This window comes from Microvirga aerilata, assembly GCF_016743775.1.
Lineage (GTDB): Bacteria > Pseudomonadota > Alphaproteobacteria > Rhizobiales > Beijerinckiaceae > Microvirga > Microvirga aerilata.
Map to the genome: position 1 here is coordinate 1 of NZ_JAEQMY010000069.1, position 20,810 is coordinate 20,810.

The 20,810-nt window shown below is 59.0% G+C and carries 25 protein-coding genes and 1 pseudogene; 12 read left to right on the top strand and 14 right to left on the bottom strand.

Annotated features, from left to right (window positions below; translation table 11 throughout):
* Positions 1 to 367: 367 nt before the first annotated feature.
* Both repB and repA read right to left on the bottom strand, forming a co-directional pair.
* Positions 368 to 1,429 carry a plasmid partitioning protein RepB gene (gene repB / locus JKG68_RS25120; protein ID WP_202064208.1) on the bottom strand — a complete coding sequence of 354 codons (1,062 nt, stop codon included), beginning with the start codon at positions 1,427 to 1,429 and terminating at the stop codon, positions 368 to 370.
* Positions 1,429 to 2,649, bottom strand: a complete 1,221-nt coding sequence (gene repA, locus JKG68_RS25125; protein WP_202064210.1) for a plasmid partitioning protein RepA — start codon at positions 2,647 to 2,649, stop codon at positions 1,429 to 1,431. The genes repB and repA overlap by 1 nt, the downstream gene beginning before the upstream one ends.
* 1,334 nt (positions 2,650 to 3,983) lie before the next feature.
* Here repA and JKG68_RS25130 point away from each other — a divergent pair.
* The 3 genes from JKG68_RS25130 to JKG68_RS25140 are packed head-to-tail and all read left to right on the top strand — an operon-like array spanning position 3,984 to position 4,945.
* Entirely contained in the window at positions 3,984 to 4,241 is a 258-nt protein-coding gene (locus JKG68_RS25130) for a WGR domain-containing protein (protein WP_202064211.1), read from the top strand.
* Complete coding sequence (locus JKG68_RS25135) at positions 4,242 to 4,607, top strand: toxin-antitoxin system TumE family protein (protein WP_246515837.1); 366 nt, start codon at positions 4,242 to 4,244, stop codon at positions 4,605 to 4,607.
* Complete coding sequence (locus JKG68_RS25140; protein WP_202064212.1) at positions 4,604 to 4,945, top strand: HVO_A0114 family putative DNA-binding protein; 342 nt, start codon at positions 4,604 to 4,606, stop codon at positions 4,943 to 4,945. The genes JKG68_RS25135 and JKG68_RS25140 overlap by 4 nt, the downstream gene beginning before the upstream one ends.
* A 259-nt stretch (positions 4,946 to 5,204) precedes the next feature.
* On the opposite strand, the gene JKG68_RS25145 is transcribed toward JKG68_RS25140, so the two are convergent.
* A complete protein-coding gene (locus tag JKG68_RS25145; RefSeq protein WP_202064213.1) occupies positions 5,205 to 6,125 on the bottom strand; it encodes a recombinase family protein in 921 nt (306 codons plus the stop codon).
* Positions 6,126 to 6,553: 428 nt separating this feature from the next.
* Between JKG68_RS25145 and JKG68_RS25150 the strand changes: the two genes are divergently transcribed.
* Complete coding sequence (locus JKG68_RS25150) at positions 6,554 to 6,955, top strand: FtsB/FtsL family cell division protein (RefSeq protein ID WP_202064214.1); 402 nt, start codon at positions 6,554 to 6,556, stop codon at positions 6,953 to 6,955.
* A 20-nt stretch (positions 6,956 to 6,975) separates the two neighbouring features.
* Here JKG68_RS25150 and JKG68_RS25155 read toward each other — a convergent pair whose 3' ends face one another.
* Positions 6,976 to 7,674 carry an IS6 family transposase gene (locus tag JKG68_RS25155; RefSeq protein WP_202064215.1) on the bottom strand — a complete coding sequence of 233 codons (699 nt, stop codon included), beginning with the start codon at positions 7,672 to 7,674 and terminating at the stop codon, positions 6,976 to 6,978.
* A 171-nt stretch (positions 7,675 to 7,845) separates the two neighbouring features.
* On the bottom strand, positions 7,846 to 8,517 hold the full coding sequence (locus JKG68_RS25160) for a winged helix-turn-helix transcriptional regulator (RefSeq protein ID WP_202064216.1): 672 nt from the start codon (positions 8,515 to 8,517) through the stop codon (positions 7,846 to 7,848).
* Positions 8,518 to 8,656: 139 nt separating this feature from the next.
* Between JKG68_RS25160 and JKG68_RS25165 the strand changes: the two genes are divergently transcribed.
* The 6 genes from JKG68_RS25165 to JKG68_RS33780 all read left to right on the top strand — a co-directional run bounded on the left by JKG68_RS25165 (position 8,657) and on the right by JKG68_RS33780 (position 12,695).
* Entirely contained in the window at positions 8,657 to 10,045 is a 1,389-nt protein-coding gene (locus JKG68_RS25165; protein ID WP_202064218.1) for a phosphatase PAP2 family protein, read from the top strand.
* 339 nt (positions 10,046 to 10,384) lie between these two features.
* Positions 10,385 to 10,585, top strand: a complete 201-nt coding sequence (locus JKG68_RS25170; RefSeq protein WP_202064220.1) for a hypothetical protein — start codon at positions 10,385 to 10,387, stop codon at positions 10,583 to 10,585.
* Positions 10,586 to 10,976: 391 nt separating this feature from the next.
* Positions 10,977 to 11,666: an ankyrin repeat domain-containing protein gene (locus JKG68_RS25175; RefSeq protein ID WP_202064222.1), complete on the top strand. Its 690-nt coding sequence runs from the start codon at positions 10,977 to 10,979 to the stop codon at positions 11,664 to 11,666.
* An 83-nt stretch (positions 11,667 to 11,749) separates the two neighbouring features.
* Positions 11,750 to 12,169, top strand: coding sequence for a DUF5602 domain-containing protein (locus JKG68_RS25180; RefSeq protein ID WP_202064224.1), 420 nt, complete (start codon positions 11,750 to 11,752; stop codon positions 12,167 to 12,169).
* Positions 12,169 to 12,489, top strand: a complete 321-nt coding sequence (locus JKG68_RS33770) for a cupredoxin domain-containing protein (protein ID WP_246515841.1) — start codon at positions 12,169 to 12,171, stop codon at positions 12,487 to 12,489. The genes JKG68_RS25180 and JKG68_RS33770 overlap by 1 nt, the downstream gene beginning before the upstream one ends.
* A gap of 50 nt (positions 12,490 to 12,539) precedes the next feature.
* Positions 12,540 to 12,695, top strand: a complete 156-nt coding sequence (locus JKG68_RS33780; protein ID WP_246515842.1) for a hypothetical protein — start codon at positions 12,540 to 12,542, stop codon at positions 12,693 to 12,695.
* Between the two features lie 493 nt (positions 12,696 to 13,188).
* Here JKG68_RS33780 and JKG68_RS25190 read toward each other — a convergent pair whose 3' ends face one another.
* From JKG68_RS25190 to JKG68_RS25215, 6 genes are all read right to left on the bottom strand, one after another.
* Positions 13,189 to 13,950, bottom strand: coding sequence for a TIGR02186 family protein (locus JKG68_RS25190; protein WP_202064226.1), 762 nt, complete (start codon positions 13,948 to 13,950; stop codon positions 13,189 to 13,191).
* A complete protein-coding gene (locus tag JKG68_RS25195; RefSeq protein ID WP_202064228.1) occupies positions 13,947 to 14,141 on the bottom strand; it encodes a hypothetical protein in 195 nt (64 codons plus the stop codon). The genes JKG68_RS25190 and JKG68_RS25195 overlap by 4 nt, the downstream gene beginning before the upstream one ends.
* A 60-nt stretch (positions 14,142 to 14,201) precedes the next feature.
* Positions 14,202 to 14,900, bottom strand: coding sequence for an IS6 family transposase (locus tag JKG68_RS25200; RefSeq protein ID WP_202064242.1), 699 nt, complete (start codon positions 14,898 to 14,900; stop codon positions 14,202 to 14,204).
* A 169-nt stretch (positions 14,901 to 15,069) separates the two neighbouring features.
* A complete protein-coding gene (locus JKG68_RS25205; protein WP_202064230.1) occupies positions 15,070 to 15,297 on the bottom strand; it encodes a hypothetical protein in 228 nt (75 codons plus the stop codon).
* A 122-nt stretch (positions 15,298 to 15,419) separates the two neighbouring features.
* Positions 15,420 to 15,656, bottom strand: a complete 237-nt coding sequence (locus JKG68_RS25210; protein ID WP_246515839.1) for a hypothetical protein — start codon at positions 15,654 to 15,656, stop codon at positions 15,420 to 15,422.
* A 213-nt stretch (positions 15,657 to 15,869) separates the two neighbouring features.
* On the bottom strand, positions 15,870 to 16,367 hold the full coding sequence (locus JKG68_RS25215) for a 3'-5' exonuclease (protein ID WP_202064231.1): 498 nt from the start codon (positions 16,365 to 16,367) through the stop codon (positions 15,870 to 15,872).
* A gap of 158 nt (positions 16,368 to 16,525) precedes the next feature.
* Here JKG68_RS25215 and dinB point away from each other — a divergent pair, with 158 nt between their 5' ends.
* A complete protein-coding gene (gene dinB, locus JKG68_RS25220; RefSeq protein ID WP_210346452.1) occupies positions 16,526 to 17,668 on the top strand; it encodes a DNA polymerase IV in 1,143 nt (380 codons plus the stop codon).
* A 117-nt stretch (positions 17,669 to 17,785) separates the two neighbouring features.
* Here the strand turns inward: dinB and JKG68_RS25225 are convergent, their stop codons facing one another.
* The 3 genes from JKG68_RS25225 to JKG68_RS25235 all read right to left on the bottom strand — a co-directional run bounded on the left by JKG68_RS25225 (position 17,786) and on the right by JKG68_RS25235 (position 20,415).
* Complete coding sequence (locus JKG68_RS25225) at positions 17,786 to 19,483, bottom strand: amidohydrolase (RefSeq protein WP_202064232.1); 1,698 nt, start codon at positions 19,481 to 19,483, stop codon at positions 17,786 to 17,788.
* Positions 19,484 to 19,524: 41 nt separating this feature from the next.
* A complete protein-coding gene (locus tag JKG68_RS25230) occupies positions 19,525 to 19,968 on the bottom strand; it encodes a hypothetical protein (protein WP_202064233.1) in 444 nt (147 codons plus the stop codon).
* A 195-nt stretch (positions 19,969 to 20,163) separates the two neighbouring features.
* Positions 20,164 to 20,415 carry a hypothetical protein gene (locus JKG68_RS25235; RefSeq protein WP_202064234.1) on the bottom strand — a complete coding sequence of 84 codons (252 nt, stop codon included), beginning with the start codon at positions 20,413 to 20,415 and terminating at the stop codon, positions 20,164 to 20,166.
* Between the two features lie 213 nt (positions 20,416 to 20,628).
* Between JKG68_RS25235 and JKG68_RS25240 the strand changes: the two are divergent.
* A pseudogene (locus JKG68_RS25240) lies at positions 20,629 to 20,810 on the top strand (IS6 family transposase); the annotation flags it as partial.

Here is a 20,810-nt window from a genome sequence, read left to right on the forward strand (position 1 = left end):
AGCGCCTCTCGGATTTCCCTGGCCGCTGTTGAAGCCGCAGAATGGCTTAAGAAGCCTTTGTTTTAAGCCAGTTTGAGAAAATTTTAGGAAAGCCCTCCTCTGCCCAGCTGGTTAACAAAATGGCTTGAGAAACGTCTTCAAACGGTCAGTTGAATGCCGCGCCCATCCTTGTACAGCCCGCTGGGCAATTGACATTACTGCGGCGCCCCCCCCCCCTCTGCGCCTGCAGTTAGGTTGGTTGTCACCTACTGCTGCTCGGATCAGTTCCACAATTTTGATAAATTAGCGCATTACTCAATGTCAGAATGACCTTTGATGACGGGCGTAATGTAGAAGGGGCAGAACACCTAGGTCCTGCCCCAAGGCATCACTGCTTGTTGGCTTTATAAGTTGCGTAGAGTTCGTCTAGCTTTGAGAAGACGAATGAACCGAACTCCGGATCGATGCTTTTATCGATCTGCAGGGTGTACTTCGTCTCTGTATCATTAACTTTTGCGAGACGACGCCCATCCGGATCTTTCCAGAAGCTGAACTCTGAGAGCAAAGTCTGTGGAGCTACACGCTCCTTCTTTGACAGCTTCGCGAAGAGCGTCAGGAATCTCTCGTCGGATTCGAGTTTCAGAAAGTCTGGTTTCTTGATGATTTCACGGGCTCGGTCGACACCATTAGCCTCCAGAATAAGTGCAAGGAAGTCCAACCACCTCGGCCTTCCAATGTTTGGTGCACGCCCAATTGCATTGATGATATCTGCGGGGATCTTGGTTGCGATAGACACAAGTGACGATAGATCACCCTTCCTGACAGAAAGAGCTGCCATAATCGTCGCGCGCGTGAACTTGCGCTCCTCAAGGGTCGCTGCAAAACGTGCCCGCTCAATGTAGGACAGATCCAGACGCTCGTTGTTCTCCTGCCCTTGGGCAATCACTAGATCTTCATCGCTCAGATCCTTGATTACGGCTCTGACCTTAATGCCCAAGGCTGCCGCGGCGGCAACGCGACGATGACCAAATGCAATCTGGTACCGCCCCACGATCTCTGGGTGAGGTCGCACAAGGATGGGGACGATTTGCCCCTGGCTCTTAATCTGCTCCTTCAGACTAGCCAAGGCGTCATCTGATCTGTCCATTCGGTCAGATACAAAGGACCCATCGATCTTGTCAGTTTCGATCTCGACAACGGTGTGGCCGGACTCGATCTGAGCTTTGAGAGCTGCAATCTCAGCCTCCGATTGCCCCTTCATGTTCTCAAGGGCAGCTCCCATTGCGCCTACAGGAGCGCGGCCTTCCGACATCATCGCAGCGAACCTTGAACGTTTCTCGTCAACGGTCGGCTGCGGTTGCTTTGGCATCTGAACGACCGCCTTGAGGCTTTCTCCCTCATCGGCTTGTTCCAGGCTAGCTTTCAAAATCGCCTGCAAATCCCGTGCCATTAGACCCTCCCCCAGGCCTGCATGATGAGTGCTTCAATCTCGCCGTTAACATTGTTCATCGCATCGATCGCGCGGTCGAACGTGGATTTTGTGAATTGCTCCCGTGACACCTCATAGATGGTTTGCTTCGTCAGACCAGCGTCCGAAATCGCGGTGCTCTTTAGCATAGCGTTTGTCAGAACGTGCTGTCCGAACATCGTACGCATGAAGTCGACCATTTGGCTCTGAGGCCCGTCGCCTGGTTCGAACCTAGTAATCAAGTAGCGAGTGAAATCGTACTTCATGCTGCTGCCATTTTCCCGGACGACGCGAAGCATTTCGGAGGCCATCGTGAGGAATTGGCACATCGACATGACATCGAGCATCTGGGGATGAACAGTGACGACCATCGACGTGGAGGCGCTGAGCGCCGCAAGCGTGAGGAACCCGAGTTGCGGTGGGCAGTCGATTACGACAACGTCATATCTCTCCTCCACTGCTTTGAGGCTCATGCCGATGCGCTTGAAAAAGGGTGTTGACGGGTTCTGCCGATCCATCAGCGCCTTAGGCGTCTCGTGCTCGAACTCCATGAGTTCAAGATTTGCCGGGATGATATCGAGGCCAGGGAAGTAGGTTTTCCGGATGATCTCCTCCGGATGTCGCTGTTCCCCATCGTAGCGGATCGATCCGTAGAGAGTCTGGTTCGGATCCAGGTCGAATTCTGGCTGGATTCCATGGAGTGCCGAGAGGCTTGCCTGAGGGTCGAGATCGATAGCCAAGACCCTGTAACCTTGCAGGGCAAGATATTGAGCGAGATGAGCAGAGGTAGTGGTCTTTCCGCTTCCACCCTTGAAATTTACGCAGGAAATGACCTGCAGATGTTCGCTTCCGGTTCGGTGCTTCATGTAACGCCGGTCGGACTTGCCCGTCTCATCAAGGTACTGCCGAAGTGCATGGAGGTCTTCCAAGCTATACTGTCTCCTCCCGTTCGGCAGCATCTCGGCCTGAGGCCCCTTCCCTTCCAAGGAGAGTTGACGCAGGTAGGCATCGACAACACCAAGAATCTTGGCGGCCTCACCAGACGTGAACTTGCGAAGTGTTTTGCGAGCGAGCGGCGGATAGAGAGCAAGGCGTTGGGATTGAAGCTGCTTGGAGAGATCCCTTGCATGAATGCCAATCAGTTCATCCACCCACTGGGACTCATCGACGAGTCCCTCAGTTTTTTGCTGCGCGAGAGCCATGGCATTCCTCATGGATACGGAAACGGGCCAAAAAATTAGCTGTTTCCGTAGTTGGCCCTGAAATCCTTTCCGATTTGTTAACATTACCAGTCTGGCGGAGGATTTTTTTATCGAGGGGTCATTCTATGCAAGCGTTGGCGCCGAATAGGCGGTTTGTAGCTGCAAACTAGATCTTCCTATCTAGTCACGCGAGTTGCAGTTTAGGCCCTCTGCAAGCCGCCTCCAGATCAAACGTGACAAGTGGACCAAGTATGATCAGCGCGGCGAATATCGAAACTTTGTTGCTTAGACCGGAGACGAGGTGGGAGTGCAGCAACTGGACTTGGTTTGCAGCTACAAACTAGCGAGTGTTCGACCTGTCGATGATGATCTAGAAGCCACCGTCCCTGCTAAATCGATGCATTGTCGAGGACCGCGTTGCCGGTTTGCAGCTACAAACTTCCTAGGTATGCTGCCGAAGTCCTACCCTGTGGATTCAGCCGCGGTCTTATGGTGTGCAACCTCAAGACCTATGATTGGTCCGCGGTGCAGCTGTCAGCCTCAAAGCTTTTCTAAGCTATGAAAGGTAGGCCGTTCAGACGCATTTGAAGTTTAGGGCATATCGAGATCAAATCCCAATGTGCCCTCGCCATTATGGCTGGTTTGCAGCTACAAACTTGGTTCTCTTGATTGACGCTATAGCTGTCTGACGAATAAATAACTCCTCCAGTAGATTTGCTTTGAGCATGCTCCTGCTGATCGTTGTAGCTGGCTGCCTGCTGGATCGATTTGTGTGCTGACTGGCGCATAGCATCCACAAGCGGGACCCCATCGCGTCCGGCTTGAGTTCTAAAGCCTGGCCGCAGCACGCGGGCGCTGAAATCCGCTAGTTCCTCTGCGACCATCCGGAAGCGCTTCTTCAGGTTGAGATTGACCAATTGCGAAGCGAGAGAGTTCGCCTCAACGGAGCCGACCTTTGGGATGTTGCGGAAGATTAACCATGAGGTGATCTCGGCGAACTACAACGACCCATGCAGGGGCCATAGCCGCCTGCCCTAACGCTAAGACGAAGGCAACCCTGCCCTGCCGTGATTGTCTACGTGCAGCATGCTTCCTTGGAGAAAATCGGACATTGGCTGAATTGCTTAATCAAATGGCTATATGCGCCCGAAGCAATCCAGCCATGCCCTTAGTAATACTCGGCTATTTCAAGTAGTTGTACTGGATTTATAGTCCTTTGCTTCCAGACCAGGCACCCCTACATTCGAAGAACTATCATTGTTTGAATCCGTTTTTCCATTGCTCGATTCTTTATTTGGATTGGACTGCCTCGCGCGCAGACGCGACGCTGGAGCATGGCTGACTACAAGATCCAATATCTGGTGCTTGGCCGTTGTGACCTAGATGCCAACATGGCCCGGTTTTACGTACGATCCATTGAGGCGAGCCTGTTCGGTGATGCGGCCCGCATCCGCGAGTGGGGCCGTACCGGCACTTCGGGACATCGCAAGATCGAACTGTACGAAAGCGAAGGCAGAACGGTCGAGGCACTTGAGACGTGGCTGCGCCGAAAGCAGATGCGGGGCTACGGCGCGCGGCACCGCTCCCCCTAAATGGACCTTCATACGGCACAAAAACAGCCCTCGATCGTTGGAGTATTTGACAACACCCCGACTGTTGGCATAAACTCCAACATTAAGGCTGAACTCCTGCTCCGTGAGCGCCACCAGATTGCGGACAACGCTTTCGTCGAACTGCGCGTCTGGCGGGTCCCACACCCGGTGCGCGGGTCGGAGCACGAGTACAAGTACGCGCTGACCTATGTCGTGAAGGGCATTTGCGTGCTTCGCTACGACAACGAAGCCGGGAAGGGCGATCACAAGCACGTCGGACCGATTGAGACCGGCTACCGCTTCACCACCCCAGCCCAGCTGCTCGCTGACTTCTGGCGCGACGTCGACCAATGGAGGCCCGAATGACCACAGTGACCCTTTCCGTCGCATCTCGTGAGGACGTAACCCGGCGTGCGCTTGCCGCCTTCGAGGGCGAGGCTCAGGGCGCGCATATCTCGTTCGCTTCCGTCGAACTCCTCTGGCAGACGCTGACGAAGAAGCGCTGGGAGATCCTCAAGGTCATGACAGGGCAGGGCCCTTTAAGAATCCGCGAGATCGCCCGCCGCGTCGATCGTGATGTGAAGGCCGTGCACGGGGACGTTCATGCTCTTCTCGAGGCGGGCGTCATCGACAGGACGGGCGAGGGACTGGTCGTGTTTCCCTACGACGCCGTTCACGTCGACTTTATGCTAAAGGCTGTTTGAACCGAGTGAAGAACTGGCGACGCCGGCGCAATCGGGGCTCGCGGAGCCTCCTGGATCGGCCGGCGTCGGGCCTCAAGATCGCAGCAGTCCAGCGGACGAAACCGAGAGAGACCGACGATCACGTTACGCCCTTTACGTCTAAGGGAAAGTCCTCCGGAAGTGTGAGGAGTCTGCTAATTTATCTCTTCGTCCGCGCCGCCTTGATCATCTTCGCCTACGCGGTGAGCTTCGTTCCACCAGGCGGGCTGAAGCGGGGATGTCAGCTCTCGCCCTGAGCTTCTGGCGGGAGCGCAAGCCCGTGCTTCTTCGCCCTGTCGAGTTGCTTCTTCACTGATGAGGCTGACCATGTGAGGCCGCCACGTGGCGTCCGCTCCCGCATGCGCTCGAGTTGCGCCCCGATGTCCCTTAACGAGAGGCCTGGGTCGGTCATGGCGATACCGGCGATCAGCGTCATGAGGCGGTCCTCCGGGTTCTTGCGTGGGGCAGGGCGGAGGAGGGCAGGGTCGGCCATGTGCTGCGACACGAGCTTGCCGACGGCCCGCCGCAGCCGGGTCACGGTCCACGATTGGCCGCTGTTGCCGAGGACACGAACAACATCCTCCCAAGGGTGCTGCGGGCGCATGCGGCGAACTGTGGGCATCCATCGATCTGCGCCGGCAATCAGATCGTCCAAGTAGACCTTCTCGCGGGCGAGGGCGATCTTCCGGATCGCCTCCGGCCGGCGCTCACGCATGCCCGGATTGCCCGGTTTCTTGCCCCGCGCTGTAGCGGCCTTGATCCCGGCCCGCGTGCGCTCCGAGATGAGGGAGCGCTCGAGCTGCGCCACTGCACCCAGCACCTGCAAGGAAAATATACCTTGTGGAGTCGAGGTGTCGATTGGATCGCGTAAGGAACGGAAATGCGCCTTTCTGGCCTCCAGCGTCTCGATCACCTCAAGAAGGTGGCTCACCGAACGGGCCAGACGGTCGAGGCGTACCACGACCAGGACCTCACCCGGTTTAATTTCACGGATCAGTCGCGCCAGCACCGGCCTGGATCGGCTTGCGCCTGACCCGTGCTCCTGATGGATCTCGGCACAGCCGGCAGCGCGCAACTCATCGAGCTGAGCATCGTGCGCCTGGTCCTCGGTAGACACGCGGGCGTAGCCAATCAAACGAGATTTTGAGAGGGGAGGGGCCATTAACCGGCTTCCGGAGCCATTTTCAGGCCCTTTGTACACTTTCGTTTCTTGCGAGCAACTGACCGTTTGAAGACGTCTCTCAAGCCGTTTTGTTAACCAGTCCGGTAGAGGAGGGCTTTCCTAGAAGCTTCTGAAATGGCTTAAAACAAGGGCTTTGGCGGCCATTCTAAGGCTCCAACGGCCGCCAAGAAGCTCCGAGAGGCGCTCGCCAGCAGCACCACTCTCGATCTCTGCGGATGCTGCTTTGCAGAACCCTAAACTGCCGCAGTCCTCATTGTAGTGATGGCGTGCTTTGCTTCCCTCAATTAAGCTATAGTATGATTCGTCAATAGCTTAGCACTAGGATACAAGCCTGGCCTTCGAGGGTAAGTGGGGCAGATTGGGGGGCAGGGATTCCTCCGGACGGGCATCCGTGATTCAATCCGGGCATGACCTCGCCCGGTGGTTCCGCCAAGCCCCTGTCCCAGAAGGCCCTGCGCCTGCTGGTTTCGGATCTGGCTGGTAAGATTGATCGACTGGAGCACGAGGTCGAGCAACTGCGCCTCGACAACCAGGTCTTGAAGGACGAGATCGCCCGGCTCAAGAACCTGCCGCCGCGCCCATCCTTCAAACCCTCCGGCATGGAGAAAGCCACTCAGCCGCGGTCTACGGGTCCGGGCCGGCGCCCTGGGCGTGGCACCAAACGGGATCGGGTGACGCGTGAAGTCACGCTGCAGGTCGAGGTTCCACCCGGCTCGCGCTTCAAAGGTTACAAGACGCTGGTGCGCCGGGATCTGATCCTGGCTGCCGAAGGGTTCTGTCGCAACTCTGGAGCTGAGACAGCAGGATAGAAGCGATCCTCCCACGACGGTCATGCAGCGAGCCGCTCGAACTGCTCAGCGAGTGAGGGGTGCCGATTGCCGGCGTACTTCGCTTGTCCTTTGCGCATCATGTGCACCATTTCAATGCCGCTCAGGATGGCGCGAGCGCTGTTCATTGACTTGAACCCGAGCATCGGCCGGACCCGTCTTTTGACGGCACGATGATCCTGTTCGATCCGATTGTTGAGGTAGGCACTTTGCCGGATCTGCATCGGCTTCAGTTTGCACCTCGAGCGATCTCGAAGCCGGCTTTCCATATCGCAGGCTAGAATGGCTTCCCGGTTCGTTTGGCTGCCGTCAATGACGATCCGCTCAGGCCGACCATGGCGACTGAGTGCCTTGCGCATGAACCGTTTGGCGGCAGCCAGATTGCGCCGCTCGCTGAACCAGAATTCGACCGTGTCGCGGTTGCTGTCGATGGCCCGGTAAAGATACATCCATAGCCCGCGCACCTTGATATACGTCTCATCCACATGCCATTTCCGGCCGGCTGGTCGCTTGCGTCGATTGAACCGCTCGAGAAGCTCGGGTGAGTAACGGATCACCCAGCGGCCGACCGTGGCGTGGTCGACAGAAATGCCTCGCTCGGCCATCATCTCTTCGAGATCCCGCAGGCTCAGGCTATAAGCGAGATACCACCGCACGCACAGCAGGATGACGGATCGATCAAATTGCCTGCCCTTGAACATCTCGGGTCACCCCCTCTCACCAGCGCAGGCCATAGCCCGAGATAGGAAAGAAAGAGTTGCGACAGAGCCCACGAACTTAGGTCTTAGGCGTGACAGGAGCGGTCGTCTGCACTCCCTGGATAACGGGCAAAGCGCATACCGGACCTAGTTGGTGCCGATTGGCGACGAAGCTTAGACCGAGTGCAGCGCCAACGGGCTCAGCAGGAGCCACCCGCCAAGCCGCATGCAGATAGATGCATTCCCGAGGAGTTCGATGCGCCCGCCGGCAACAGCGCGGTCGAAGTTGAGCTTCCCAAACCAGACCATCACCATGGTTCGTACGTCGGTCGTCAGATACACATCGACCGGATAGCCCGGATCAGTCGGACACAGATCAACCTCACCACGATTGCTTATCAGCCACCAGTGCCGCCGGCTGGATGGCATGTCGGTGAAGTCGAACTCCACCGTCACCCGCTCGTCAGGGAAGGTCGTGGGGTCAACCCGCCGGCGCATGTTCCACATCAGAACACGTGAGTCGAGGTCGCTCTCATCGAGCGGATCCTGAGCGTACTGAACGCCCCACTCGCCCATCTGGTGGATGACAGGGCCAAGGGCTTGCCCGGCTTCGGTCAGCCGCCATTCCCGGCGCTTCCCCCCAAGCGGCTGGCTCTGCACGAGTCCGGCCTGCTCGAGCTCCTTGAGGCGGTGCGACAGCAGGGTCGGCGACATCAGGGGGACGCCCCGATGAATGTCGCTGAAATGGGTGCTGCCGGCCAGGAGCTCGTGGATCACCAGCGGCATCCAGCGTTCCGCCAGGATCTCAGCGGCTTTTGCAATCGGGCAAAATTGACCGTAGCGCATGAGACCATCCTATCAGGAGGGGCTCGCCATTCTACTACAGATCCTGGACTAGAACATCTTCTCGGATGAGCCCTAAGCTCCCTCTTTGCGCACAGAGGACCCACAGGGGTGACTGTGGGCAGGATGAGAGGAGGTCGCGATGAAGGCTTTCGGGTGGAACACAGTGGCCTGGCGGCGCGGCGCGGTCGCCGCGGCACTTGCAGGTACCATGATGACAGGAACGGAGGCGTCTTCGCAGGCGCCCCGAACAGAGGGCGTGTCAACCTTTGTTGCGTCGAGAGACGAGGTTCGTGTGCCCTCGCCCCCAGACCGCTCGGCAACCGAGGCCGAACTCGCAGAGCTGAAACGGCTCACAGCCGAGCGCAGCTCCACGGGTGCCGAACGCGCAGCATACTGGGCGACAGGCGGATCGGCCTATCGGTGGAACGCTGTAGCAGCGGACGAGATGGTCTTGCGCGCCATACCAACCCCAGCGGCCGCGCGCCATATGGCCCTCGTCCATGCTGCCGTGCACGATGCCGTGGTGATTGCGTTCGAACAGAAGTCCGTTCACAACCGGGCCCGCCCGATTGATCAGGCCAAGGAGCTCAAGACCTCGCTCGCGACGCCGATAAGCCCGTCCTATCCGTCAGAGCATGCCGCCGCCGCAGGAGCGGCTTCCGAGGTGCTGGCCTTCCTCTTTCCTGATAAGGCGGACGTGTTCCGTGCCATGGCAGAGGAGGCGGGACGTTCCCGCAGCATAGCTGGGGTCGCTTTCCCGAGCGATGTTGCAGCAGGCCTGGCGCTCGGGCGTGCGGTCGGGGGGAAGGCGGTGGAGCGCGGCAAAGCAGACGGCTTTGATGCAAAATGGACCGGCTCGGTCCCAACGACACCAGGTTTCTGGACCGGCAGCAATGCCATCCTGCCTCTCGCGGGAACCTGGAAGACTTGGCTCATCGCCTCCGGTGACGCTCTCCGTCCTGCACCCCCACCTGCGTACGACTCCCCGCAGAAAAAAGCCGAGCTCGCCGAGCTCAAAGCCATTCAGCGTACCCCCGCGATGACGAGCCACGCCTGGTTCTGGGAATGGGGCGCGGGCGGATCGCGCGCTTGGCATCTGTGGAACGAGCAGACGAGCCGGAAGGTGCTGGAATATGGGCTGGCCGAGCGGCCGCTGGAGGCAGCGCGAGCTTTCGCCCTTGCGAGTTTTGCGGTCCACGACGCCGTGGTAGTCTGCTGGGATGCAAAGTACGCCTACTGGGCCATGCGACCCTCGCAAATCGACCCGGAGCTGAAGCCGCTCTTCCCACCTCCCAATCACCCGAGCTATCCGGCGGCCCATGCCTGCATCTCGACGGCTGCCGGAGACACCCTTGCAGGACTCTTCCCGCGTGACGCAGAGCCCCTGCGTGCACTCGCAAAGCAGGCAGCGGATTCCCGCATGTGGGCTGGCATCCACTTTCCCTCCGATGTGGAGGCTGGGCGGGTGATCGGCGAGGCTGTCGCGAAGCAGGCAGTGGTCCGCGCATCGGACGTGCCTATGAAATAACCCCTAGGGACGCCCTCGGATTACCCAGCGGCATCCCACCCGGCGCGGGTGTACGGGATCTGAGGAGAGCACTCTCGCCCACGCGCCGCTCGAGATTGTGCGGCCGGCACGATCGTCCTCGCTCGCAGGGGGCATTCCTAACGCGCCAAGCCCATAAGAGAGGGGTGTATGTTGTTAAGAGCTGCTCTTGTTTCTGCCGCCCTCATCAGTCTGCCGCTGCCAACACCAGCCCACGACATCTACTCGCAAATACGGGACGGGAGAGGCGCGAGTTGCTGTGATGACCGGGATTGCCGCCCTGCGTTCTATCGCCTGACCACACGCGGTGTGCAGATGTACATGGATCAGCAATGGATCGACGTGCCGAATGACCGGATCCAATACCGCGCCTTGCCGGGAGATCGCGGCGAAGCAGGAGGAGGCCAATGGTGCGGTTCAGCTAATGAACTGGATCTCAGCAATCCCGAAGGAGTGTACGTGACGAGGTGCGCGATCCTGCCGCCTCAGGCTGCATCTGCTCAGGGGACGTCGTCGTTCTGATAAACCCTAGATAAGATGTAGAGTTTAACGGGAGAGCTAACCAAGGAAGGTCCGGCGTGGGCCAAGCCGCGAAACTCGCGGCCCGTGAGGCGGGTCTGGTTACGCAAGGATTGCTGCCCTCAGGCTTTGGTCTGAGGAGTACCATTAGCTGACCTTACCTGGCTCCATACCGAACAGAGCTTATGGCGCGACTGTCTGCATTCAGGAGGGTGCCGCAGGGGAAAATACTACGCGAGGCGAAGGATCGGTCTCGGAGCTATGCCTTACGTCAGGCGGGCACCTCAGCGTGGAATGCGCGACTGGCGGCCTTGCCAAGGTGAGAGCAAAACTGACGTAATGGTCACCGGTAGTCGGCAACGTCAGCGACCATCACACCGCAAGGAGACGGACCATGGCCCATCTATTTGCACTTGTCGGACTTTTTGGGATCCTGACATTGACCGGAGGTGCGGCCTCCGCACAGACGCCTCCCACCCCAACTGAGCTCGCGGCTTACCGTGGGCTGCACGCGGCCGCTGCCAAAGGCAGCATTGATGATATCGGGCAACCGCGTCAACAAGGGGCCGATCCCAATGCCCGCGACAGCAACGGCCGCACACCGCTGCATGTGGCGGCATTCCAGGGCCATGGTTCGGTGGCTCGGGCCCTGATTGCCGCCGGATCGGATCCAGGCCTTCTCGACAACCAGCGCTATGACGCTGTGACGATTGCAGCCGTCCGAGATGACGTGCCAATGCTGAAGGCCCTGCTCGCCTCCGGCGCCAGCGCCAAGCTGATGACCAGCATTTACGACGGCACCGCGTTGATTGCTGCAGCCCATCTTGGCCACGATGGTGTTGTCCGCGAGCTGATCCGTGCTGGAGCGCCACTTGACCATGTCAACAACCTGGGCTGGACCGCCTTGATCGAGGCGGTGATCCTCGGGGACGGCGGACCCCGTCATACAGAAACCGTGCGTGCGCTCGTCGAAGCCGGCGCTAACCCCAAGATCCCTGATCGGAACGGCATGACGCCCTTACAGCATGCTGAAGCGCGCGGCTACGCCAGCATGGCCTCCATCCTGAGGCAGGCAGGCCGCTAAGGGCCCGGGAACCTTTCCGGGCAGCCCTCATCCAATGGGAACGCGCAGGCAGAAGCTGGCTTGGCGTGTCTACGGAGGATGTCATGAGGACTGTTGTCGCTACTCTCGCCTTGGTTGTTGCTTTCACCCTGCCGGCCTTGGCAGCCGATCAGGTCGAGAAAGCACCACCAAGCGGTGCCTACAAAAAGGTGAGCGAACTCGTGAAGCTGCCGGACTTCCTGCCGGGGCTGGGTCAGCTGTATGTGGACCCCAAGACCCTGCCGGCTGGTCCGTTCCTGGCCTATGACCGCGACGAACGCCTCGTCAGCATCGTCTATATGCTGCCTGTCGAGGACCTGTCGAACAAGGACAAGCGCTTCGACGATCTCGCCGCCCCTGGTGGCAGGGTCGATCATGTGGATGTGTACTTCAACGCCGGGCATCCGGGCGTCGAGAAGCCCCATGCGCATGTTGTCCTGTGGCACGTGCCCAAGGCCGACGAGCAGCGGGTGGCAGCGAAGTGATGATTTCGCGCAGACATATCCTACGGACCGGCGGGGCCCTCCTCGCCAGTCTGGCCTCGCCCCGGCTCCCGCTCGCCGCAGCGGCAGTCGAGATCCGGATGGTGGGCAATGCGGATGGCTCCCAGGTCTGGTTCGACCCGATCGGCCTGCATGTCGAGCCGAGTCGGACGATCCGCTGGACCAACCTGGATACCGGGAACTCGCACACCGCCACAGCCTATCATCCGAACAACTTCGAGCGCCCCTGCGCATCCCCGAAGGTGCCGAACCCTGGCATTCGGACTATCTACTGCCGAACGAGAGCTTCGCGGTCACGCTGACCATAGAAGGGGTCTATGACTTCTACTGCGTCCCACACGAGCATGCTGGCATGGTCGGGCGCATCATCGTCGGTCAGCTCGGCAGGTCTCCGGACGACCACCCGCTATCACAGGGTACAGGCTTGGAGCCCATCCCGGAGATTGCGCTCCAAGCCTTCCCGGCGGTCGACGACATCATGCGCCGAGGCATCGTCAGGCGCGTATAGGGGCTACTCAAACAGCGGCTATAGAGCACAACGCGATCCTTACGGGTTATGAACCCTCGCAACCACTTGCGCTGGAAACAGGTTAAACGGATCCTTGTGGCTGAATGTGGCGATAATACTGCTTAGGTTTGACCGAATTGCTGCGCGTGATCTGAACTTCCCCCGGGCGGTGATCCGCATGAGAGCATGCCCAGCGGCTTGGAACTTTGGGTGATACCCCCCTGGATCAGCCAGAACTAACCCGTTCATGAGCCAACGCTCCGACGGTCTGCAACGGGTCAGTCGACTACGAAGAGTGATCAAATGAAGGCCCGCTCGTCGCGCCTTTGCAGAAGTTCAGTGTACTTCCGGAAGGTGCCATGAAGCGACCTTCCTGACCTATTTACAGATGCTGTCGCACCTCGGAACTCATCTTCATTTCCTGGCGGGAGGTGCGGGTGGCGCGACCTAAAATACACTTGTGAGCCGCAGCCAGACCCTTCCGTTCGTCCGTTCAATCGCGCCGGAAGATGAAGTTTGCCAGCCAGCCGAAGAAGATGGCGATCACGGCCGTCCCTAGGCCATAGAACAGCGACCAGTCGCGAGCGGCGACACCGATCTGCTCCTCGAAGCCCGTCTTGACCAGCTCGAAATCGGTGGTCGTGCGGGCCAGGATTACGGTGTCGGCAAAGAGCGTCACATCTACATCGTAGTTACCCGGCGGGGCCGTTGCCGGCAGCGGAATGCCCGCGCGGAAAATGTCCGAAGTCAGGAACGCCACGCCGCGCTCGTCCTCGAGATAGAGACCTTCCTGGGCCTTCAAGCGGTGCAGTGCTTCCCGGAACGGCCTATCCGCACCGTCGCGTCCATAGGTGAAATCGTTGGCGTTGATGATGGCCCCGAGACCGATCCTCTGCCTCTGGCGCAGCTGGTCGCTCGTGATCTCCAAAATAGGCCGTGAGGTAATCACGCTGATATAGGCGGGGACCGAGGGAAACTTCTGCTGTTCCTGGTTGATCCAGACGGGGCCGAGCTGCTCCTTTTCGCGCACGGTCAGGAACTGACGCGGGCCACGGACCGTGACGACCACGTCGTAGCCCGTGGCGCGGGCGACCGTCTGGGCATCGCGCTCGATGGCGCCGAACACCGCAATTTCCGTGCCGGTATAGTTGGAATTGATCAGAACGCGATGGTTCGATAGGGACGTGATCAGGGTCTCGGCCCGGACGGGGGTCAGGCTGGCCAGCAGGAGCAGGAGGAGACCAAGTATTCTCACGTGCGCACCTCCTGCACCGAGATGGAAAGCGGTTTGTCAGGAGGAACCAACAACTCAAGTGCAGAGCGCAAAGCAACAGCCAGGAGCAGGAGGGTGAGAAGCAAGCGGAAGAACTCTGGATGCAGGTGCCTCACGATGCGGCTCCCCAACTGCGCGTCGATAATGAGCACAGTCCGAAGGGTGATGTCCACTGCCGGTTCCGTCGCAAATCTGGGAGAGGGACAAGAAAAAGCAGATATTTTGTACGACGCTCATACACCGAGCAGGTGAAACCGCTCAGCGAGTGACGGCTGCCGATTGCAGGCATACTTTGCCTGCTGCTTACGCATCATGTGGATCATCTCGGTTCCACAGAGGATCACACGGGCAGTGGCCACGGATTGGAAGCCCAGCATCGGCCGCACCCGCCTCTTAATGGCGCGGTGATCCTGTTCGATGCGATTGTTCAGGTAGGCACTTCGCCGGATGCGGATCGGCCTCAGCTTGCGCCTTGACCGGTCCTGAAGCCGGCTGTCCGTGTCGCAGACCAGGATCGCCTCGCGGTTGGTCTGGCTGCCGTCGATCACAATCCGCTCGGGCCGGCCATGCCGCTTGGATGCTTTGCGCAGAAACCGTTTGGCCGCGATGAGGTTTCGCTGGGCACTGAACCAGAATTCGACCGTGTCGCCATTGCTGTCTATGGCTCGATAGAGATATTTCCATTCGCCTCGGACTTTGATGTACGTTTCGTCAACGTGCCACTTGGCAGTGACGGCTCGCTTGCGTGAGTTGAAACGGTTCAGAAGTTCAGGCGAGTAGCGGATAATCCACCTGTGAATGGTCGCGTGATCGACCTTGATGCCGCGCTCGGCCATCATCTCCTCAAGGTTCCGCAGGCTCAGATTGTAAGCCAGGTACCACCGGACGCAGAGTAGGATCACTGTACGATCGAAATGTCTGCCTTTGAACACCCGTGTCTCCGCTACTATAACCATCGCCACCGTAGCTGAAACTCTGAAACAAAATATTTGCGACGGAACCGGCAATCATCGGCCACTGCTCCGAGGGAACCTGACGACTACTGCCGAATCATGATCCCACCATCACTGATGCGAGGTGCGCCAGTGCACGCGGGTTTCTTCATTCGCCGCGATGGTCGGTGCCGAACGCCCGTGCGGCATGATCCTCACGATAATAGTGGGTTTCATCACTGATGAGGATCCTGGCCAGACCGTCGATCTCCTGCACCACACGGTCGATCTGGTGGTACTCCGGACCGTCGATCGGAATGTCCGCCAACGTCCGGGTGAGGAGGTGACGGGTCGGCCGCAGGGACTCCAGCAGCCTGTCGGCGATTTCTCGGGTCATCGCTCGTCGGGACCGCCTCGAATGACCATGTAGCATGGGATTAAGACTTCAACGTTCTGTAATGGCTCCAGCGCGTGGTGTGGGATGACAAGGACGCTGAACCCGCGCTCGTGGAACCATGATCAGGTTGTTGCATGACGACTGAGGCCAGTGTTGTGCGGCGTCACACCGATCCGTCCGCGGACGTACCCGAATGACAAAGCTGCAGCCAACCGTTCAATCCGCTGCTCCTGAATGAGTTGCTCAATCAGAAGAGCTTTGATGGCGGTTCTCGGATCCCCTCCGCAAGCCTCGATCACGGCGGTGACGTCAGCTTCCATCTGATCAGTATCGCATGCTGCCTGGGCCTGCTCGACCATGGTGATCTCCTTGATGAGCCGTGACGCTACCGATTCGAGGTCCTACGCGCTACAGGAATGTTCCTTGTTTGTTCATGGGCTGTGGAATGTGTGGAAATCGTCAGAGGGGACGGGTTTAGACGTTGCCTCGTCCGGATATCCCAGGTGCTCTCTCGAGAGAGAGCTTCGTCGTAGTACAGGTTGTGGCACCACGCGTAGAAGGGTCGAGAGGCATCAATTTCGATTGAGCTTGAGAAACAGGTGAGCGGCCAGAAGCGCATCGTTCAAAGCATCATGCTCGTTGCGTAGGTGGGTAACGCTGATGCCAATCTGTGAGCACGCCTGGCGGAGCTTGCCGGGAAGGCCCAATCGCCTGGCCATGGTCATAGTGCAGGAAAAGCGTTCGCGTGGATAAACCGGATGGGCAGCGCGCTCGAACTCTCGTTTCAGCGTATTGTACTCGTAGGTGTAGTTGTGAGCCACGATCGTAGCGTCACCCACGAACTCGACGAGGTCCGGGATCACGTGCTCAAAATATGGCTCGCTCTGCAGGTCCTCGAGCGAAATGCTATGGACGGCGTAGCAGAACCGGCTCATGGCCGAGCGCGGCTTGATCCTGCGCACCAACGAGCGGGGCGATATGGTGTTGCCAAGTACCTCAACCGCGGCAATTTCGACGATGTGGTCATAGGATTGCGCGGTTTCAACGTCGATAACCACATGTCTGGTCATGGTGCACTGCGAGGCAAGAGGCGGAGGAAATGGCTCATGAGCAGGTTTCTAAAAGAGAGACGCCCCAATTGCCAGATCATCTGTGGCCAGCATGGTGCAGGCCCCAGGTTGAAACAAATTTGAGGGCGAGTGTAGCGCCACTTCCGCGATCCTAGACTTTGACAAGTACCATTCACGATCATCCCAGCGTCGCCCCAACCTCAGGCCCTGGTGAGCATTCCAGCACACCGGAGCGGCAGCGTCGGATCGTGCATGTGGATCTCGACGCCTTCTATGCTTCGGTGGAGCAGCGGGACAATCCGGAGCTGCGGGGCAAGCCGGTCGCCGTCGGAGGCTCGCGTGAGCGGGGTGTCGTGGCGGCCGCCAGCTACGAGGCCCGCCGTTTTGGGGTGCATTCGGCCATGCCCTCGATCACGGCCCGCCGGAAGTGCCCTGAGCTGATCTTCGTGAAGCCGCGGTTTGACGTCTACCGCGAGGTCTCGCGCCAAATCCGGGAGATCTTGCACGCGTACACCTCGCTGGTCGAGCCACTGTCGCTGGATGAAGCCTATCTCGATGTGACCGAGAACCTGAAGAATATCCCATACGCCACACAGGTGGCCCGGGAGGTCAGAGCCACGATCTGGGAGGAGACCCACCTGACAGCGTCGGCCGGGATCAGCTACAACAAGTTCTTGGCCAAGATGGCCTCGGATCAGAACAAGCCGAACGGCCAATTTGTGATTACGCCAGAGATGGGTCCAGCCTTCGTCGAGAGCCTTGCGGTCGGCAAGTTCCATGGCATCGGTCCGGCCACAGCGCGCACGATGAACGAGCTCGGCATCTTCACCGGCCTGGATCTAAAGGCCCAGTCGCTGAGCTTCCTGCAGGAACGCTTCGGCAAGGCTGGCAGTCACTACTACTGGATTGCCCGAGCTGTCGACCATCGCCCGGTCCGGCCTGATCGCATCCGCAAGTCGGTGGGTGCCGAGAACACCTTTGAGAAGGACCTTACTGGCTTTGAGGAGTTGAAGACTGCGCTCCAGCCGATCATCGACAAGGTCTGGCGGCATTGCGAGCAAACAGGCGTACGCGGCCGGACGGTGACGCTCAAGGTGAAGTTCTCCGATTTCCAACAGATCACCCGCAGCCGCACCTTACCCGGCTATGTTGAAAGCCAATCGGGGCTTGACCAAGCCAGCGTCCACCTCCTTCGACAGTTATTCCCACTGGATAAGAGTGTGCGCCTTTTAGGCGTGTCCCTATCGGCCCTGAATACGGACGAAGAGGCTGAAACTCCGCAGCTATCCCTCCAGCTGTAGAGAGCTCCCAGAAGCTGTGCTGAGAACTCAGTGCTCATCATGGCTGTTTCCTCCCGACTATGGCCGAGTCAAGCCATGGTTGTGATGTACTGGCCAAGCCGCCGGAAGCCACAGCCTCTAAATCCCGGACCGATAGACGATGTCGCCTCCGACGACTGTCATCAATGCCTTGGTGTCGCGGATCGCCTGTGGTGGCACAGAGAGGATGTCCTGAGAAAGGATCGCAAGATCGGCGAGCTTGCCGTTCTCGATGGAGCCTCTCTCCTTCTCCACGCCCATAACGATGGCATTGTTGATCGTATAGAGCTGAAGAGCTTCGCGCGGTGTGATCGCCTGTTCTGGCCCAAGCTGATAGCCATTGAGCGTCCCACGGGTTGCCATCCACCACATCGACAGGAATGGGTCCACAGGAACGACGGGACCATCTGTTCCACCACCAACATGCACACCGGCATCGAGCATGGCGCGGATCGGGATGGCGTAGCCTGCGCGCTTGTCGCCCCACCACCGTCGCTGGTTGTGCCCCAGGAGTACAGCGTGATCTTGTGCCGTTGCCATGATGCCGAGCTCGCTCATCGTCTTGAGCGCACTTTCGGTCGGGAGGAACACATGCATGATCGTCCAGCGCAGGTCTTTGATCGGTGTCTCAGCATTGACCCGCTCATAGGAGCGCACGATGACGTCGATCGTCTCGTCACCCACCGCATGCGTCTGAACCTGTACCTTGGCCGCAGCGGCTAGCTTCAGTCCCTCGACGTACTCATCCTCTCCTCCTGGCGGCAGGAGGAGGACACCACGATAGTTCGGATCCGGCTGCTCGCCCGGCACAATCTGGTAGGGCTCGTACAGACGGGCACCTTCAACACCGCCGTCGAGTGGGTATTTGATCCCGGCAAACCGAAGCATGTCGTCGGAGCGAAGTGAGGCTTGTGACAAGCCTTTCTGCACCTGGTCTTTGGTGAGCGCACGATAGAGAAGATCCGTGCGGATCGTCATCGCACCAGCGTCGCGCAATTGCGCATAGACCTGGATGGCGGGTTCATCAATGCCGGGCTCAATGACAGAGACGAGACCATAGCTGTTGAGCTCTCGCATAGTCTCCCTGAGCAGGCGGGCGCGCTCGGCGGGCGCGGGAGGTGGCGGGAGAGCACGGCGAGCGAAGTACGCGGCCGTCTCAAGAAGGACGCCGGTAGCCTCACCTGTCGCGGGATTTCGGACGATCACCCCGCCCTTTGGATCAGGGGTATCTTTTTTGATTTCGGCGAGTTCAAGGGCCTTTCTGTTGACGGTGACCACGTGCCCACCGCGGGGGATGAACACCGGGTTGTTGGGCGAGACCTCGTCGAGCTCATAACGGGTCGGGAGGCGTCCTTCCTTGAGCAAGCTCTCATGCCACCCGGATGAGGCGATCACCCACTGGCCAGGCGACGTCTGGGCGCCGCGCTCGGCGATCAGCTTCTTCACGTCGTCAACCGAGCGAGCTTCCAAAAGCTTTACGGCAGGCCGGTTCAGGGCTGCGGAGGCCATATGGAGATGCGTATCAATCAAGCCTGGCACAACAGTGCGCCCGTCGAGATCGATGATCTGGGTATTGGGACCGGCCTCCTTGAGCACGGTTGCATTATCACCGACTGCAACAAAGCGATCGCCGCGGATAGCAAGCGCCTGGGTGGTCGTAAAATTCTTGTCAACCGTTACAATCTTGCCGTTGTGAAGGATGAGATCGGCCTGTTGTGCCCAAGCCGATCCAGCCAGCAGGGAGCCTGCAAGCAAAAACCCAGCGGGCAACAGGTGCCGCATACGAGTGTTGATCATGGCGAACGTTCCCGGTCTTGCGGTTGAAAATCTGCAAAGGCTCAGAGGGTACGCGTCTTAGCGTCCAACAAGGCCACCGTAGCAGCTGGTCCAGTCACCGCGAGCTGACCCTCGACGAGGACAGGTTCGAAGATCGGGGGAACGCTTTCGGTCGGAGCGGAACGGATTGTAATCGTCGCGCCGGGATCATGGATCGTGCCGCAGAGCTGACAGGCGCCTGGCGAGGCCTCAGACAGGGCGAATTCACGCCCATCGAGGCTTGGTGCCAGATAGCCCCGGACCCTGACCGTCTGGCCTGACATGGATCGTGCGAGGTGGGAAGCCTGCCCGTCCGGCCCGACAAGGCTGGCCAGAGGCAACTCGTCCTTGGCATGGGCACTGGCGAGAGGGGCGAGAGTGATAAGACCAGCGATTCCGGTTAGAACGGAGCGGCGATCGAGTTGAGGCACAACCTCGTGGCAGCAGATCGTGGCTAAGCGAGACATGGTGAGACCTCCTGATCCCTTGCTTGCCTTTATGCCGTTCTCCAAGCATCGCACCTGAAGCGGGCTTCAGCTATGCTTGTAGATGAGCACTTTGAACTGCCCCACTCAGTGTTTAGTTGTCTGAAGATTTCAAGCTTGAAGTAAATAATTGTCAAGCAGTGGCCATAAACCGCCCTCTGCTGACCGGGCGAGCGACTATGCAGCATTGTTGTCCGGGGCGGAGTGCTCCTTCTGATAAAAATGAGGCCCGTCGCCGATCAGGATCTCGGCAAGCCCATCGATCTCTCTTACAACACGGTCGATCTGACAGTATTCCGGACCACCGATCGGGATCTCGGCCAGGGATCGTGTGAGGAGATGGCGGGCTGGACGTAGGGTCTCGAGGAGCCTGTCGGCAACCTTTCGGTTCATGATGGGGTGGGACCTTGTCGAATGACCATGTTGCATGGAAATCAGCCCTCCATGTTCCTGATTTGTTCTAGTTAGGAGCGGACGAATGACAAGAAGGTTTCTGGGGTTTTCACCTGTTTTTGCCTCATGGCATTCTCGGGCCGCCAACGGTACTTTTCTGTTCGGACCTCGGGGATGGCCCTCTGATCTGCGCTATGGGTGTTGTCACATTAACCCGAGTATCAGAGGGAGGCGTGTAGGCAGGCCGGTATGAGCAAGTCCGTCAGCTACAAACACCATCGCTTCCCGCCCGAGATCATCGCCCATGCGGTCTGGTTGTACTTCCGGTTTCCGCTGAGCCTGCGGCTGATCGAAGAGATGTTGCTCGAGCGCGGCATCGTTGTGTCCTATGAGACGGTGCGCCGCTGGGCCCTGAAGTTCGGGCCCACGTA